The 17,190-nt window shown below is 42.4% G+C and carries 13 protein-coding genes; 3 read left to right on the forward strand and 10 right to left on the reverse strand.

Translation table 11 applies throughout. The annotated features are described in order from the left end of the window. Positions 1–15 precede the first annotated feature (15 nt). The 3 genes from ACGLYD_RS10060 to ACGLYD_RS10070 are packed head-to-tail and all read right to left on the reverse strand — an operon-like array spanning position 16 to position 3,942. Positions 16–1,302 carry a ribonuclease H-like domain-containing protein gene (locus tag ACGLYD_RS10060; protein ID WP_067210291.1) on the reverse strand — a complete coding sequence of 429 codons (1,287 nt, stop codon included), beginning with the start codon at positions 1,300–1,302 and terminating at the stop codon, positions 16–18. Continuing rightward, the gene (locus tag ACGLYD_RS10065) at positions 1,292–3,574 is read right to left on the reverse strand and encodes a DEAD/DEAH box helicase (protein WP_067210293.1); all 2,283 of its coding nucleotides are present in this window, start codon (positions 3,572–3,574) and stop codon (positions 1,292–1,294) included. The genes ACGLYD_RS10060 and ACGLYD_RS10065 overlap by 11 nt, the downstream gene beginning before the upstream one ends. After that, on the reverse strand, positions 3,571–3,942 hold the full coding sequence (locus ACGLYD_RS10070; RefSeq protein WP_067210295.1) for a YppE family protein: 372 nt from the start codon (positions 3,940–3,942) through the stop codon (positions 3,571–3,573). The genes ACGLYD_RS10065 and ACGLYD_RS10070 overlap by 4 nt, the downstream gene beginning before the upstream one ends. An 825-nt stretch (positions 3,943–4,767) precedes the next feature. Between ACGLYD_RS10070 and ACGLYD_RS10075 the strand changes: the two genes are divergently transcribed. The 3 genes from ACGLYD_RS10075 (at position 4,768) to ACGLYD_RS10085 (ending at position 9,263) form a co-directional block, all read left to right on the forward strand. Next, on the forward strand, positions 4,768–5,616 hold the full coding sequence (locus tag ACGLYD_RS10075) for a DegV family protein (RefSeq protein ID WP_187045113.1): 849 nt from the start codon (positions 4,768–4,770) through the stop codon (positions 5,614–5,616). A 369-nt stretch (positions 5,617–5,985) separates the two neighbouring features. Next, positions 5,986–6,621, forward strand: coding sequence for a Holliday junction resolvase RecU (gene recU, locus ACGLYD_RS10080; RefSeq protein WP_067210303.1), 636 nt, complete (start codon positions 5,986–5,988; stop codon positions 6,619–6,621). Beyond that, a complete protein-coding gene (locus tag ACGLYD_RS10085; RefSeq protein WP_399632780.1) occupies positions 6,618–9,263 on the forward strand; it encodes a transglycosylase domain-containing protein in 2,646 nt (881 codons plus the stop codon). Before recU ends, ACGLYD_RS10085 begins: the two co-directional genes overlap by 4 nt. Before the next feature lie 55 nt (positions 9,264–9,318). Here the strand turns inward: ACGLYD_RS10085 and ACGLYD_RS10090 are convergent, their stop codons facing one another. From ACGLYD_RS10090 to dinG, 7 genes are all read right to left on the reverse strand, one after another. Continuing rightward, on the reverse strand, positions 9,319–9,666 hold the full coding sequence (locus ACGLYD_RS10090; protein ID WP_187045115.1) for a YpoC family protein: 348 nt from the start codon (positions 9,664–9,666) through the stop codon (positions 9,319–9,321). Continuing rightward, positions 9,656–10,309 (reverse strand): endonuclease III, encoded by a 654-nt coding sequence (gene nth, locus ACGLYD_RS10095; RefSeq protein WP_067210310.1) that lies wholly within the window; start codon positions 10,307–10,309, stop codon positions 9,656–9,658. The genes ACGLYD_RS10090 and nth overlap by 11 nt, the downstream gene beginning before the upstream one ends. Before the next feature lie 10 nt (positions 10,310–10,319). Next, positions 10,320–11,033: a DnaD domain protein gene (locus ACGLYD_RS10100; RefSeq protein ID WP_399632783.1), complete on the reverse strand. Its 714-nt coding sequence runs from the start codon at positions 11,031–11,033 to the stop codon at positions 10,320–10,322. A gap of 28 nt (positions 11,034–11,061) precedes the next feature. Next, complete coding sequence (gene asnS, locus ACGLYD_RS10105) at positions 11,062–12,357, reverse strand: asparagine--tRNA ligase (RefSeq protein ID WP_067210314.1); 1,296 nt, start codon at positions 12,355–12,357, stop codon at positions 11,062–11,064. Positions 12,358–12,590: 233 nt separating this feature from the next. Beyond that, positions 12,591–13,784, reverse strand: coding sequence for a pyridoxal phosphate-dependent aminotransferase (locus ACGLYD_RS10110; protein ID WP_255428446.1), 1,194 nt, complete (start codon positions 13,782–13,784; stop codon positions 12,591–12,593). Positions 13,785–13,797: 13 nt separating this feature from the next. Beyond that, the gene (locus ACGLYD_RS10115; RefSeq protein ID WP_187045116.1) at positions 13,798–14,277 is read right to left on the reverse strand and encodes a DUF5590 domain-containing protein; all 480 of its coding nucleotides are present in this window, start codon (positions 14,275–14,277) and stop codon (positions 13,798–13,800) included. Between the two features lie 70 nt (positions 14,278–14,347). Next, positions 14,348–17,125 carry an ATP-dependent DNA helicase DinG gene (gene dinG / locus ACGLYD_RS10120; protein ID WP_338656379.1) on the reverse strand — a complete coding sequence of 926 codons (2,778 nt, stop codon included), beginning with the start codon at positions 17,123–17,125 and terminating at the stop codon, positions 14,348–14,350. Positions 17,126–17,190 lie beyond the last annotated feature (65 nt).

Below are 17,190 nucleotides of genomic sequence, written 5' to 3' on the forward strand. Positions count from 1 at the left end.
TACTAAAGCCGACTTTCAACCGTTTTTTGTCGCTTCGTGCGCTTGCCTGGGAAATAATTTTCTAGTTATCCTTATTTCCCTTTTCAAGAAATCATTTCTCGAACGTGCCCGAAATCTTTCCGCCAAGTAGGAATCCGCCTTCAGGAGCTTAATCGCCTCTTTCGTGGAGTCTAATGCCTTGTTTAACTCTTTCAGCTTATGCTCGTAAAGCTTCGCTAATTCCTCTAAAGCGATAATTCGTTCACGTCCGGTAAGACCTGTTGCCGCTATCTTGAATGAAGAGACTGCGTCCTCGTAAGCCTGTTCCTTTTTCAAGATGAACCCGAAGTGAAAATGTGTCGCAGGATGATTGATCCCATACTCGGCAATGACACTTTCAAAGATTTGTTTACTACGGTCATGCGACTTTAAATCACCAAACCATTTCCCAATATTCGTATGGGTCACGGCCGATTCTCGGACATCGCTTTTCAATAGCAAATCGGTTGACCGTATATAAAGCGCAACTAGTGAAAGGATATCCCATTCATTATGGACGAGAACTTTCATTAATAGTTCCGCGCGACCATTCTTAACAGCATCTTGGTAGATGATTGGCGCCATATGCCCTGGGATATCTCCTTGTCGGAAGAAACCAAGTTGTTCCTCCTCAATTGCAGGTAGTCGAAACGTTGCCATCTCACCTTTCCAAATACGTCTGGAACCATGCAACAAATCGATTTGGGTATGCTTGAGAAGTGGCGGTAATTCTTTACGGTTCATCGTCCATCGTGTTTCCACCATTGGGATATCAAAACTTTTGCCATTATACGTAACGAGTGTCGACGGCTTTTCCCATAATCCAGTTGCATAAAGGAATGCCGCTTCGTGATCAGGACCCGGAAGGACATACTGCGTCATTTTAAAAGATGATGCCGTCTGTTCAATGAACCCCATGAGGAATATCAGTGTACCTGCTCCTTTTAAACCTGTCGTTTCTGTATCAAAGAAAACAAGCGGTTTTGAAAAATCCGGAGACAGTGGATGCACTTCACCGGACTTCTTCCATTTATCGATCGTTGACTTCAAACCCGAAAGAATAATGTTTCCGTGCTGATGGTCAGTGTCGTATTCAACAATGCGTTTATAGACGATGCCATGTTTATTTACGGCTTTTGTCAAACCCGCGTCCAGCCACTGCTGTTCATAGACAGGTACTTTTGCAACGGGTTTTACAACTTCTGGCACATCTTCAGCTACCACTTTAGAAGTTGTTTTTTTCAACAACTTCTTCATTTGCATCAGTTTCTGTTCATATGACATTTCTTTCCCCTCCCGCTAGCGTCTTAAGAAGGGATCCGACATCCCGTTTCATGCCCATACCAGCTTCTTGCGCACCGATACAAACCGGACAACCCGACTCGCAGCGACAGGTGGACACATGATCGGCTGCTTTTTGCAACAGCTCATCCCACCGTTCAAAAATCTTTTCACTCAGACCTATTCCGCCTGGATAACTGTCGTAAATGAAAATAGTTGGCTTTCCGGTATGAACAGCTTTCACTTGCGGCACAACATGGATATCCGTTTTATCGCAGCGGACGAATAACGGGATAAATGACTGGATCGCATAGGCTGCACCCGTCATCGCATCCGTCAGTCCAGCGCCCGTCCATCCTTCAGGTATGTCGAATGTGTACCACGTGGAAGACGTATGTAATTCTTCTGCGGGTAATGAAATCGGACCAGAACCGATATTATCATGTGTATCGAATCTGATTTTCTTGAAAATCGTCGGGATTGCAAGTACAGCGATATCACCATAAGCGGCCTTGTTATCTCCGAACTGTTCGGCGATATCTTCATTCATCACTTTCAGTTCCACTGCAAGATTGGCATCCGTGAAGTAATCGACATCGACTTCTGTGACATAGGCTTTCTTTTCATCCCAATCCAATTGCTCAACTTGGAACTGGGTTCCTTGATGGATATAAATTGCTTCTTCATGGAGGAGCGTCATCGCACTAAAACGATCCATCTCCCCTATGACCTTCGTTTCTTTTGGATACGTTTTATCAATAATGATGACGTTTTCCTGTGTTGCAGAGCGAAGACTCACTTCACTTGCTGGAAAACTGTCTGTCATCCAATGCCATTTGTCTGTAGTCTTTATCAAAACTCCTTCGCTTTCAAGGAACGCGAGTAATTCTTGTACGTCAAATTCACCATATGTTTCTGTCGAAGAAAATGGCAGCTCAAATGAAGCACATTTAAGATGATCCATTAAGATAAACATATTATCCGGATGAATCCGTGCTTCTTCCGGTGATTGGCCAAGAAGATAATCAGGGTGTTCAATAATATATTGATCGAGAGCCAGGGATTGGGCGACGTAAATAATGAGCGCCTCATCTTGCCGTCTTCCCGCACGCCCTGCCTGTTGAAATGCACTCGCAATATTTCCCGGGTAACCCGTCATAATACACGCTTGTAGTTGCCCGATATCAATGCCAAGTTCAAGTGCATTCGTACTAACAACCGTACGGATAGCTCCATCCCGAAGCCCTTTTTCAATTTTCCGGCGTTCTGAAGGTAGGTAACCTCCCCTATAGCCCATTACTGTTTCATCGAACAGTTTCTTTTTCGTCAATGCTTTCATATACGTGACAAGCATTTCAACTCGTACTCGGCTTTTTGCAAAGATAATCGTTTGGATGCCTTCCCGGTATAAAAGCGCGGCGATATCTCGCACTTCAAGTACAGCACTTCTTCGAATACCAAACGTTGGATGAACGACCGGTGGATTATAGAAGACAAAATGTTTCTTTCCGGCGGGTGCTCCATTTTTGATGATTACTTGAACGTCCTCATTTATCAACGACTCCGCTAGTTCTTGCGGATTTGCAATTGTCGCAGATGTGCAGATGAACACTGGATCACTGCCATAATAGTTGCAGATTCGTTTCAACCTTCGCAGCACATGTGCGACATGACTGCCGAAAACACCTTTGTACGTATGCAATTCATCGATGATGATGTACTTTAAGTTCTCGAATAACGACACCCATTTTGTATGATGTGGCAAGATACCTGAATGCAGCATATCGGGATTTGTCAGCACGATATGACCCGACTTTCTAACCTTAGAACGCAAGCCAGGTGCAGTATCCCCGTCGTATGTATAACTGAGGATGGTTTCCCCACTCGCTTCAATCAGCTCATGGAGGTCCGCCAGCTGATCTTGGGCCAGTGCTTTTGTTGGAAACAAATAAATGGCTCTCGATGTATCATCTTCGAGGATACTTTGCATAACAGGTAAATGATAGCAAAGGGATTTTCCGGAAGCTGTCGGTGTAACGGCGGTAATAGAATTTCCGGATGATGCCAGGTCGAAGGCTTCTCTTTGATGGCTATATAATTTATCAATTCCTTTGGATGCAAGTGCTTTAATAATCGATGGATGGAGTTTTCCCGGAAATTCGGCGTAGATTGCTTCTTTCTCAGCAATCGTTTTAGTATGGATGACGTTAGCGGAAAAAGAGGCGTCAGTGCGCAGTTTTTCTAACACTTCGTGAACCGCTTTCTTCTTTATCATCGTACATCGCCTTCTTGTTCAAGACGTAGTGCGTCCAAAATTGTTTTTAACGTATATTCAGCTGAATTAATCGATAAGATAAAACGTTTTTTACCTGTCTTTTGATAAAATGACTGGACGATGAATTGCTTCATAGAGTCAGTCAGTGTTTCAATTTGAATTGGATGAACATATTTCGGCTTGGCTGTCTTGATGAATTCAGATACTTCCTCTGTCCATTCATCAAGCAACGTATGATATTGATCTGCATATGGTTTTACTTCTATGAAAAAGTCGGGTTCCCGATCGAGTTCTCTCATCTGCGCATGGCGCTCGAAGCATTCCTTACAAACAGCAAGTAGCGCTTCAGTTTTTTGTTGTAGATTCATAATGATACACCCTTTCCGGACGTTTCTTTTATTTTAACAGATATGACCGAGATGCACCAAATTCATAGGAACGTATATTCCTTGGTATTACTAATCCTTCATTACTAGATAAAGTGCTATTTAGGTTGAAGTATTGAATACGTCATATGAACTGAGCGCAGGCGCCTTACAAGGGGGCAGCTGGAACCATAAGACTGGCAGCGAAGCTTGTCAGGCTTATGGGAGGGCACTGAAAAAGTTCTTTTTTATAGTAAGAACTAGTTGATTGTAGTGAAGAGCGGCGACTCCAGCGGGAACAGCGCGAGCTGAAGACCCCGCAGGAAGAGCCGTTACGAAGAACGGCTTTTGCGAGCAAAAGCACTAGCGTTGGGAGCACGGGGCAAGAATGCCTTAATTTCTGCAAAGAACGCAGAAATACGGCAAATCGAACCCTCTGCTGTTCGATTGGCTGAAGCCGTGCCCGCGGAAAGCGTCCGCTCGGAACGGAAATCAACGGGATTGAAGGAAATCGTACTTTTTCAGTGCCTTAGTTTATCGCGGAAGGCATCCCTGAAGCGCCGAAGCGTTATTGAATGGAATCATTTAGCTCAATCTATATAGTTAATTTTCAACAGGACTAAATGTAATCTCCACTTTTCCCCAGCAGAATAACGTCTTTGATACAAGTGTACATCATAATTATGTTCAAATTATGTCACAGAAATTAAAACTTCTTCTCTATATGACAACTAATACTAGTGCTCCTTTAACGTGTAAGGTACATTAACGATAATAGATAGCTTGTTTCAACGTTAAAATATGCATCATTAAGGGAGAACTTTGTTAATGGCTACGAAAATCGCTTGGATTACTGATACAGCTGCACAACTAGACGAATCTTTTATACGAAAACATAACGTACATATATTACCATTGAGTATCGTATTTGCTGATGTTGTTTTTAAAGAAACAGTCGATATGACACAGGAAGAGTTTTACGACAAATTACGTATTGCCAAAAATCCCCCCAAAACATCCCAACCCGCTATTGGTGAAATGGTTGCCCTTTATGAAAAACTACAGGAGCAAGGCTATGATTGCGCAATTGCCTTGCATGTGTCTAGCGGCCTATCCGGCACATTTGATAGCTCGCAAACAGCTGCACAAATGGTAGACTTCAAGGTCTATCCAATTGACTCGAAAATCGGCTCCTATCCGATGATCAAAATGATTGAAATTGGCAATGAACTACTAGAACAGGGACATGACATTAAAGAAGTCGTTGCAGCCATCAAAAAAATGACGGAAAATTCCAAGTTATCCTTCATACCTGCTAATCTAAATCAGCTCCATAAAAGCGGTCGTGTCTCTGGAACACAAGCATTTCTAAGTAATTTGCTAAATATTAAAGTGGTCATCTCGTTTGAAGATGGAAAACCAGTGATGAAAGAAAAAGTTCGTGCCAATAAACGAGCTAAAATAAATGTGACAGATTTACTGCGCAGCGACATGGAAAATAGCAGCATCCCAGAAATCGCAGTGATCCACTGTAACAATGTAATGAATGCTGAAAGTTGGAAAGAAGAGCTATTGCAGGAATTCCCAAACTTGAAAGTACAAGTTCTCCCCCTCAGCGTCTGTGTGGGCGTACATGCAGGTGAAGGTACTACTGGGCTAAGCTGGGTGAGGTATTAAAATGTAGGAACTAGATTATGTTTACGAAAATAATAAGCTGACTGCCTTGTACTAATCGGCAATCGGCTTATTTTGGATTGTAATTGGATGTCCATTCTTCTATGATATAACAGCTTTATCGTTACATTTTATTCACATACCTTGTTCCCTTTCTTGTATCCACTCCCCTTTCTACTCTTATCGGCTGTCCTAATTAGTAGCCTTCATTATCTATATCGCCACATTTTTTACGCCCTATATGATAAATAATTATTTCCGATTTATTGAATAGGTTTAAGCTTGTTCAATATCTGGACATTAGATTGCAACTTTCCGAGCACTAATCCGTCCAATTGATATGGTATGATAGTGAGATGCGAGGTGATACCTATGACAATACGCTATCCGAACGGCAAGAAATATATACCCATTCAGAAGATAGGCCATCAAAAAAAAGTCGATCTTTCATTCAGTAACCGAGGGAAGTCATTGGAAGATGAATTGAATGAAACGAATGAGTTCTATTTAAGTCGCGGCATTGCTGTCATCCATAAGAAACCCGTTCCAATCCAAGTCGTAAACGTGAATTATCCGGAGCGAAGTGCCGCTGTCATAACCGAAGCCTATTTTAGGACACCGTCTACAACTGACTTTAACGGAGTATGGCAAGGGAACTATATTGATTTCGAAGCAAAAGAAACCAAGAGTGCGACATCTTTTCCATTGCAAAATATTCATGACCATCAAGTGGAACATATGCAATCTGTGTCAAAGCAAGGTGGAGTTGTTTTTTTCATTGTCAAATTCACTTCGCTTGACCGCTATTTTATCGTCCCTTATGATAATTTTGAGAAATATTGGGAAAGAATGAAAAAAGGTGGAAGAAAATCGATCACACTTATAGAGTTTGAGACCATGTCCTTGGAGATTCTACCACGTTTCAATCCAAGGCTCGATTATTTAAAAGCGGTGTCTATTATGACAACGACATCAAACAATGCAACTGAAAGGCAGGAAGATGTATGAGCGATAATATATATTCAAGAGCTGGACGCCGGAAAAACATTGAGGCAGAACGCGCAAAGAAAAAAAGTAAAAAGACGAATAAGGGAAAAGGCATCATTAAGAAGATAGTTCTGGCAATCGTCGCCATCGGAGTTGCCATACTAGTTGGCGGCGCGGGCTTATTCGCTTTTTATGCAAGTTCTGCACCTGATCTCGACGAAAACCTTTTAAAAGACCCCTTATCATCTGATTTACTTGATATCCACGGTGATGTCTTCATGAAATCGGGCGCTGAAAAAAGGGAGTTCGTTCCCTACGCTGAAATCCCGGACCCGATGCAAGATGCAATACTTGCAACGGAAGACGTCCGTTTCTATTCCCACCACGGGATGGATTTTTGGAGGCTTGGTGGTGCAGTCATCGCGAACTTTAGAAGTGGTTTCGGTTCTCAAGGAGCGAGCACACTTACCCAACAGGTCATTAAGAACTCATTCCTGTCAGAAGAGAAAACGTTAAAAAGGAAGGCACAAGAAGCATGGCTCGCTTTCCAGCTTGAACGTAAGTATGAAAAAGAAGAAATCTTTGAAATGTACTTTAATAAGATTCTGATGTCCGGAAATAACTACGGATTTGGAACAGCTTCAAAATACTTTTATGGTAAAAATCTGAATGAACTTGAACTACACGAAGTCGCTATGTTAGCAGGACTTCCACAAAGTCCAAACGGATACAATCCTTATAAAAACCCGGCTCGTGCTAAAAAACGACGCAATATCGTACTTGGGCTAATGTACCAGCATAAAAAAATTACTAAAGTCGAAATGGAAGCAGCACAGGCGATGCCAGTCACAGGAACATTACTGGCTGACGACAAAAGACAGGTTAGCAACACAAAATACCCAGCTTATGTCGATCTTGTGCTCTCTGAATTGGAAGAAGCGGGTATGTCACACTTGCTTGCTGAAGGCGTAAAAATTCAAACGAATTTGGATCCTGCAGCTCAGCAATCTGTGGAGAATGCATTAAATACGAACGATTTATATGAATCCGAAAAAATGCAAGCCGGAATGACCGTTCTTGATACCAAAACGGGTGCAATCGTTGCAGTCGGTGGAGGGCGTAATTATTCTGGAACGGACTGGAACTTTGCTACAGACCAAAAACGTCAACCCGGATCGGTGATTAAACCGATTCTCTCTTACGGCCCAGCCATCGAAAACCTTAGCTGGTCAACAGGAAATACGGTCGTAGATGAACCTTACAACTATAAAGGGACAGATAAAGCCATTCGGAACGTCGACGGTAAATATCAAGGGACCATGACAATTCGAGAAGCATTATACAAATCCCGCAACATTCCTGCAGTAAAAGTGTTTGAAGAGGTCGGAACTGCAAAGGCAGGCGCTTTTGCGAAAGGGCTCGGACTTCCGTTTGATAAATTGAATTCTTCCAATGCACTTGGCGGCGGAGAATATGATTTTTCTACACTTCAAATGGCAGGAGCCTATTCAGCCTTTGGTAACGGTGGGAATTACACAAAACCGTATGCCATCAAGGAAATTATTTTTAGAGATGGAAAAAAAGCACCTAACATGACACCAAAATCAGAAACAGTCATGAAAGATTCGACTGCATATATGGTAACGGACATTTTACGTGAAGTATTAACAGCCGGAACAGGAACCAAAGCAGCTATTTCAGGTCTGGATATTGCCGGTAAAACTGGGACAACAAACTATCCATCTGAAATCATAACAAAGAACGGCTTGAAAAATTCAGACGTTCCCGATTCATGGTTTGCTGGCTATACGACAGATTACACAATTGCCGTATGGGGTGGTTACGAGAAATATGCAACACCTATCACTACATTCGATAAAGGCAGGTATGTCCCTCAAAATCTGTTTCGCATGGTCATGAGTGACATTTCTGCTGGGAAAAATACATCACGGTTCCAAAAACCTGACTCTGTGGAGGAAGCGACGATTGAATACGGTTCAAATCCACTTGTTTTAGCAAGTCGGACGACACCTAGCAATAGGAAGCGTACAGAACTATTCGTCAGAGGAACTGCGCCCGTAGAAGTTGCTGAAGAAGAAATTATCGAACTTGAAGCACCAAATAGTTTGGCTGCTCAATATAATGAAGAAACGAGTTCTATTGATTTAAACTGGTCCCATAATGCTCCAGTTTCGGAAGCTATCATAGGCAATGTAGAGTTCACCGTATTAGTGGGTGTGGATGGTAGCGATATGCAAGAAATGACAACGACAACAGACACGTCAGTTACATTCTCAGGAGCCGAAGCTGGTCGGAAATATACGTTCTCCGTCGTTGCTAAACTCGACGACTTAGTTAGTAGTCCAGCTACTACGACCGTTCAGATTGAAGAGGTTACCGAAGAAGTCCCAGTACCTGATGAAGAAATTGATACTGAAAACCCAGATGGTGAAGACTGGAACAATGGCAATAACGGTAACGACTGGAACAACGGCAATAACGGTAACAATGACAACAACGGTAATAACGGTAATAACGGCAACAATGGTAATGGCGGTAACGAGGGTACGCCCCCCGATGATGGGACCGGCACCCCGGTTCCACCAGAACCAGGAACCGGGACTGATGGAACCACTACTGATGACGGTACTGGTTCCCCGTAACTAAACTAAAAAGCAGAAAGCGAAATGCCTAATCAGCATTTCGCTTTCTGCTTTTTTATTTCTTTTGTATCGCCAATCTGGCAACTTTCTTTTTGGTTTCTGTAAATAGAGCATCCAGTTGAACATGAGCGTAATGGCTCGTTATTTTATCTTTCACAAATTCGAAACGCTCTATGCCATTCAGTGGAAGTAACGTATAAACAACCTTTCCTTTACGGTCATCTAACACTTTCCCACCTTGTTCAAGTAATTCACTATAATTGTCAATCGCCACATTCATCAACTCAACTGCTTGATGATCTTTTTGGTCATAAAAAGCTTCAATTTGATCCCGTACTGTTTCCCATTGATCAAAATAAGGTGCCAGTAGCTCCTTACTTATACGATTTACTTCATTTGGCATTTGCTTTCATCCTCTTCTTCCCTTCCCTGCATAACGGCAGGAGTGGACAAACATTACATCCGGGATTTTGCGCTTTACAATGATACCTTCCGAAAAAAATGATTTGATGATGCGTATCTGTCCATTTTTCCATTGGTGTCCAGCGCATGATTTTTTCTTCAACAGCTAGCACTGAATCTTTCCACCTGTTCATACCAAGTCGCTTCGCTACACGCTCTAGATGTGTATCGATAGCAATAGCAGGTATGCCAAATGCATTCGATACGACAACATTCGCCGTTTTACGGCCAACGCCTGGTAACGTCATCATAACGTCACGATTAGCCGGTACTTCCCCATCAAAATTATCAATAAGCATTTGACTTAGGGCTTGAATATTTTTCGCCTTATTGCGGAATAATCCAATCGACCTGATATCCGTTTGTAGTTCCTCGACATCAACCGCTAGATAATCTTCAGGTGTTTTATATTTTTTAAACAGCTCCGCCGTCACCCGATTCACGAGAACATCCGTACATTGGGCAGATAGCAGCGTTGCTATTGTCAATTCAAAAGGATTGTCATGCACCAGTTCACAATGTGCATCTGGGAACATTTCGCCAAATTGTTCAAGGCAAAATTCCCATTGTTTTTTTGTCAGCATGTACTCCCACCTAATCCCGTTCTTCCAGCCAGTTATAGAAAGGAACACGTTTTACCGAAACAGTTTTTTCTGGCTGCTGTGACGGACGTGTCCCTACGGTCCGGAATGACTTTGTTTGACGTTCAACATCAGACAATGTCTTAACATTTTTCTTTTTCCACTCAAAAAGAATCCGATCGATATACCGGAGACTTAATTTTTGTGCTATGACAGCTTCTTTTAATGCTGCACGGATAATTTCGACTGTATGTCCATCGTCATCCAGCCACATCGTGATTGATTCGCACTCCATTGGTGACAGAAAGCGTCCAAACTCTTGTTCAAACAGCGAAAAAATTTCTCCTTCCGCGTTCTTATGGGTCTCTTCCTTAGCCTCATTCGTTGCGAATGCAATCTGATCGACTAATCGATCCCACAATGGCTGCAAAGAAAAAGTTTCATGTAAAACCCCTTTTTGATCTTCACTTTGACCAATTCGGAGTAAACCGTGTTGCATTAAACGTTGTAAAACCATGGATACTTCATTTTCCGTTAAATCCATACGACTTGCAAACTCGTTAGGAGTTGGGAAATGATTGCCCTCGGATTTATATGCTGTCATATGCATGATTAGCATTGCGTCCAAATCTTTGATCCCGAGACTTTTATAATTGTGAAAAAAGAGCTGGGAAATGTTTACATTCCCCTGCTCAATCCAAATTCGGAGCCGTTCTTCGTGTTGCATGTCCGAACTCCTCTCTTCTATTTAGGTATTAAGGATACAATCTGTTCAATAGACGTGGGAACGGAATCGTTTCACGTACGTGTTCTACACCGGAAATCCAAGCGACAGTACGTTCAAGTCCGAGCCCAAATCCTGAATGCGGTACTGCCCCATATTTACTAAGGTCCAAGTACCATTCATAAGCAGACTCATCTAGGTTATGCTCTTTAATTCGTTGTTTCATCAGCTCATAGTCATGAACTCGTTCAGAACCACCGATGATTTCTCCGTAACCTTCAGGAGCTATCAAATCCGCACACAAGACAACGTCGTCTCGGTCAGGATGTGGTTGCATGTAGAACGGCTTGATGCCGATTGGGTAATGTGTGATGAATACTGGCATATCATAACTTTCAGCAATCGCTGTTTCGTGCGGCGCTCCAAAATCTTCTCCCCATTTAATGTCATCAAAGCCGTTATCATTCAGGAATTTGATGGCATCATCGTATGAAATACGTGGGAATGGCGCTTGAATTTTTTCAAGCTTAGACAAATCACGATCAAGTCTTTCTAGTTCAATTGGACAGTTTTGTAGCACTGATTGAATAACATGCGTCACATACTGCTCCTGTACAACCAAGCTTTCTTCAAACTCAACGAAAGCCATTTCAGGTTCAATCATCCAAAACTCAATCAAATGACGGCGTGTTTTTGATTTTTCTGCACGGAATGTCGGCCCAAATGAGAACACTTTTCCAAGTGCCATAGCCGCAGCTTCCATGTAGAGCTGACCTGATTGTGAAAGAAATGCGTCCTCATCAAAATATTTTGTTTTGAACAGTTCAGATGTCCCTTCTGGTGAAGAACCTGTCAAAATGGGAGGATCTACTTTAACAAATCCGTTCATATGGAAAAACTCATACGTTGCACGAATTACTTCGTCGCGGATTTTCATAACAGCATGCTGTTTACGAGACCGGAGCCATAGATGACGGTGGTCCATCAAAAACTCAGTTCCATGTTCTTTCGGTGTGATTGGATAATCGACTGCTTCATGAATAACTTCAATTTCTTTCACTTGTAGTTCATAACCAAATGTAGAACGCTCATCTACAGTTACTTCTGCTGTAATATAAAGAGAGCTTTCTTGTGTCATTGATTTTGCTTTTGCAAAAATATCTTCGCCGACAACTTCTTTAACTACGACTCCTTGGACGAATCCCGAACCGTCACGTAGCTGTAGGAAAGCAATTTTTCCGCTAGAGCGTTTATTGGCAAGCCATCCACCGATACGAACTGTTTCACCAGCGTGGTTTGGCATTTCATGTATCATGATTGTTTTCATAATAACCTCCGAAAGTTAAACTTCTCTATTTTTTAAAAGACATGAAAGTATAAGTTTTTCAACTGGAGTAGTGTCCAGACTCCAGCGTCCAGCCCCTTGGCCCACAGGACGTGGGTTATGTAGCTGTTGCGACAGGATGTCGCGATCCTAAGATGCCTACTACTGTCGCTTCAGGCCTTAAGTTTTAAGGCCCTCCAGCGCTTGTCGGATCTACCAAGGCATTTGTGCTTTTCTTATTCTTTCCAATTTGCTTCTACAAATGCATGAATACGTCGAATTGCTTCTTCAAGTAATTCGATTGATGTTGCATAAGACAACCTAATAGTATCCGGAGAACCAAAACCAGATCCAGGGATTACAGCGACATTTGCTGTCGTCAATAATGCTGCTGCGAAATCATCCACATTCGCAAACCCTGTGTTCTTAACTGCTTCTGATACATCCGGAAGAAGATAGAAAGCGCCTTGCGGCTTAATAACGTTAAACCCAGGAATAGCCGATAGTTGCGGATAGACCTGTTCCAAACGAGACTCAAAAGCTTTACGCATCGTTTCAACTGCATCTTGCGGCCCGTTATAGGCTTCGATTGTCGCATACTGGGAAGTTGTCGTCGGATTTGACGTCGAGTGACTTGCAAGATCTGTCATCGCATTAACAACTTCTGCATCACCCGCTATATAACCAATCCGCCAGCCAGTCATTGAATGTGATTTGGATACGCCATTAATAAGCAGTGTCCTTTTTTTCGCGTCATCGGAGAGCTGGGCAATGGAAACATGTTTTGCCCCATCATATACAAGTTTTTCATAAATTTCATCCGAAATGATCCAGATGTCTTTGTCTTGACAAACATCGGCAATTTGCTGTAATTCTTCTTTTGAGTAAATCATGCCTGTCGGATTTCCCGGCGAGTTGATGATGACTGCTTTTGTTTTAGATGTAACCGCGTCACGGATTTGCTGGGCCGTCACTTTAAATTGTGCTGCGGCAGTCCCTTCGATATGTACAGGAACTCCTCCTGCTAACTTCACTTGTTCTGGATAACTGACCCAATAAGGCGATGGAATGATTACTTCATCGTCCGGATTGAGAATAACTTGGAACAAAGTATATAGTACATGCTTTGCACCAATCCCAATCATGATTTCTTTTCTAGAATAGTCTAATCCCTGGTCTTTTTGTAGCTTTTGAATGATGGCATCTTTTAGAGCAGGCAGACCACCGGCAGGCGTATATTTCGTCTTGCCTTCTTTCATCGATGTATACGCCGCTTCAATAATGTTAGCAGGTGTATTATAATCAGGCTCTCCCGCTCCAAGACCAATTACATCTATACCTGATTCCTTCATTTCTTTCGCTTTTGCCGTTATGGCAAGCGTCGTTGATGGCGAAAGAGTATTCACCCTGGATGCTAATGATTTCGTCAATTGTATCGCTCCCTTAGAGATTCAATATTCGTTTCCACCATTGACCGTTCTCGAAAAACACATAAACGTAATTAAGTTTTCCGTTATCACTTTTAAATGCGACTTCCCAAACTGGGCCCTCTTCCTCTTGGCCAAGCTTTACATGAAGAACTTTTTTTACATCCAGTTCCTTTTTGACGTTTGCAACAGCCTTTTCTGCCGAAATCCCATCCGTCAACTTCACTTCTTTAAAACCATCTTTTGAGTTTTCATCAACGAAGACCGCTTTTTCTTTGCCATCCGCGTCCACACCGAATACCGTTACAGTCGGAATTGTACCATTGAAAACATCAGCAGAACTTACTGATGCGAGTTGTCCCGATTGAACCGCGGATTCGATTGCTGCCTTTTTAGCCGCCGAAAAAGGTTTTTCGGCATTAACTAAAACCATTACGGTGATGACCGAAGTTAACATTATAAGGAAGACGACGATGAATTTAATCCAATTCAGCATAAATCTTCACGTCCTGTACGTCGTAAAAATGTTTTTTTCGAATCATTATGACTCGCTTCCTTTAAGATACCTATTCATTATAGCAATTTTCGAGTTCATTAACCATATGTTCGAGTGACACTTTTTTCACAGGTACATTTGGAAATGCCTCCAAGAAACGCGGGCCATACGACTTTGTTTCAATCCGCCTATCCAAAATAATGAAAAAGCCCTTATCTGAAGATGAACGAATGAGTCTGCCGAAACCTTGCCGTAATCGCATAACCGCTTCTGGTAATGCATGCTCAGTGAATGGATTCAGCCCAGAAGCCGTCAGCTTAGCCGCCTTCGCCTTGTAAACTGGCTCTTCTGGGGATGAAAACGGTAGCCTGACGACGATAACGGCAGCCAACGCATCCCCAGGTACGTCAACACCTTCCCAAAAGCTGTTCGTTCCAAATAGAACGGAATTAGTAAACTGCCTGAAAGACTTCAATAATCGGATCCGACTACCTGAACTAATTCCTTGTGCAAACAACGTATAATCCTCTAACTGCTGACTTTCCGATATTAGATCATAGGTTTTTCTGAGCATATCTTGTGAAGTGAACAAGACAAAGAGCCTTCCGCCCGTGGCCAAGACAGTCTGAACGACCGCATCTGTAACGGCTTCGATATAATCTGATTGACTGACTTGCTGAATATCAGGCATATCATTAACAATGAATACTTCCGCACCTTCATAGAAATGGGCAGGCGCATCAAATGTTAAGAGTGGTATAGAATCAGTGATACCCAGCTGTCTTGCAATGAAACGCTCATTTTCCGGAATCGCAAGTGTTCCAGATGTCCACACAATGCCGGTTTGTTCATCCTTCAGCCTGTCAATGAGCGCACGAATCAGCCCAGATCCATCTAGTGAACGTTTGATAACAGTTAGACTCCCCGGAATACTGCGCATATCTTTTTCCATCCAAACTGTAAAATCATCTAAATTTTCATCTACAAAGACTTCAACCCATTCTCCCGCTTTGATGGTCATTTCACGGACCCAAAAATCCCATTCCGAAAGTAGTGCCTGTTCATTCTTGGTCATATTGTCAAGATGAATTGCTAAGCCACTTGTGAACAATTCAGCTTGATGAATGTAGTCTGACATCGCTTCAGCAACTTTTGAAAAATCGTTTCTACCATAGTTCAGTTCAGCTAACGAATAAATGATTCTGTTGCCCTGTTGCTTCTTGCGCTTTGCAGGGTTAAATGTAGTCAAGATGCCTACCGCATAATCGAACAATGTCAAAAACTTCATGAATGCAGAATCCAACTGAGCTCTACTGCGAGATTGATTTGTTCCGAATTGAGTATTAAGCCTATCAACCTGATGCAACAGTTGTCCCGTCGCATCAGACGTTATTTGTCCCATTACATACTTCCAATTCGTGTAGGAAAATACGGTTTCATTCATAAATGTTGCCGCTTGAACAAATTGATGGGCCTCATCGACAATGAGTCCAGCGAGTGAGCTGAAAATCTTTTGCTCTCTATTCATATCAGAAAGGAGCATGGAATGGTTTGTAATGATTAAATTTGAATGTCCGCATCTTTCCAGCAACCTGTAATGATAATCAGCAACTTGTTCATCTTTTGCAAGCACATTGGACCGCTTTCGAATTCGGTCTACAAACAGCTGGCCTCCACCCGATACATTCAGTTCTTCCAAATCACCGGACACAGTTTCCGTAAGCCAGACAAGCGTTTGCATGATGGCAAACGTTTCATCGTACGACTCATCAGCAATTCGTAGCAGTTCCTCGAATTTACCAAGTGAAATGTATTGTTCTCTACCTTTCAATACGGTCGCAGTCACATCAAATCCAAGTATTAGTCTGGCTTTACCTAGTTCTTCGTCCAATATTTTATCAGCAAGATGATTGGTGTATGTACTGATAACCACTGGTTTCCCAATCGCTATTGAATGAATTGCTGCTGGTAAGAGATAAGCCATGGTTTTTCCGATTCCAGTCGGCACTTCTGCAATAATTTCTGATTGTCCAGACAATGCAAGCCACACTGTATCCATAAACCCAAATTGCGATTCCCTTCGCTCAAAATCAGGATAAGCTTTTTTCAATTGAGCCGTTTTCTCCTGATTGTCAATTGGGTACACAGGATGATCAAAGTGATTATCCCTTGCAATGGACATATTCCGATAAGGGATTCCCCGGAAAAATGAATAATCCGGGCTTATTTTTTTCATCCGCGCCATTTTTAGCGCTTCGTAGAAAAGGGTCGAAAGATCGGATTTCAATCGAAACGATCTACGGTGCAGAAGATTCAGCGTATCCTCTGGTAATGTATGCAATTTAGTCATGCAAATAAGAAACAGCTTTGCAGTTGCTTCTGCATCATCATCAGCGCGATGGGCCGACCCCAGCGGTATCCCAAGCTCTTCAGTAATATCTTGTAACCTGTAACTTGGAGCGGATGGGATTAAGATTTTAGAAAGTTCAACCGTGTCGATTTTCTTCCCTGCCCACTTACCAACACCGCATCTCGCAAACTCACTTTGGAGGAAAGACAAGTCGAAGTCAGTATTATGTGCTATAAATACCGTCCCTTCCAAAAGGGTGGCAACTTCTGCCGCAATTTCATCAAAAAACGGTGCGTCTTTCACGTCTTCATCGGAAATAGCCGTCAATTGACGGATGAAAGCTGGGATTTTTTGTCCTGGATTTACAAAACGGACATACTTCTCCCCAATTATTCCATCTTTTATAAACACAATCGCGATTTGAATCATCCGGTCCCCTTTAGCCGGTGAATGGCCGGTTGTTTCAAGATCGACGACTGCATACGTTTTGTTGTGCATTCAATCATCAACTTCCTGTTTAACATACTACTGCAGATTGTATCACATTCTGGCTTTCGAGTCGG

The organism is Sporosarcina sp. SG10008 (assembly GCF_044569405.1).
Classification (GTDB): Bacteria; Bacillota; Bacilli; order Bacillales_A; family Planococcaceae; genus Sporosarcina; species Sporosarcina psychrophila.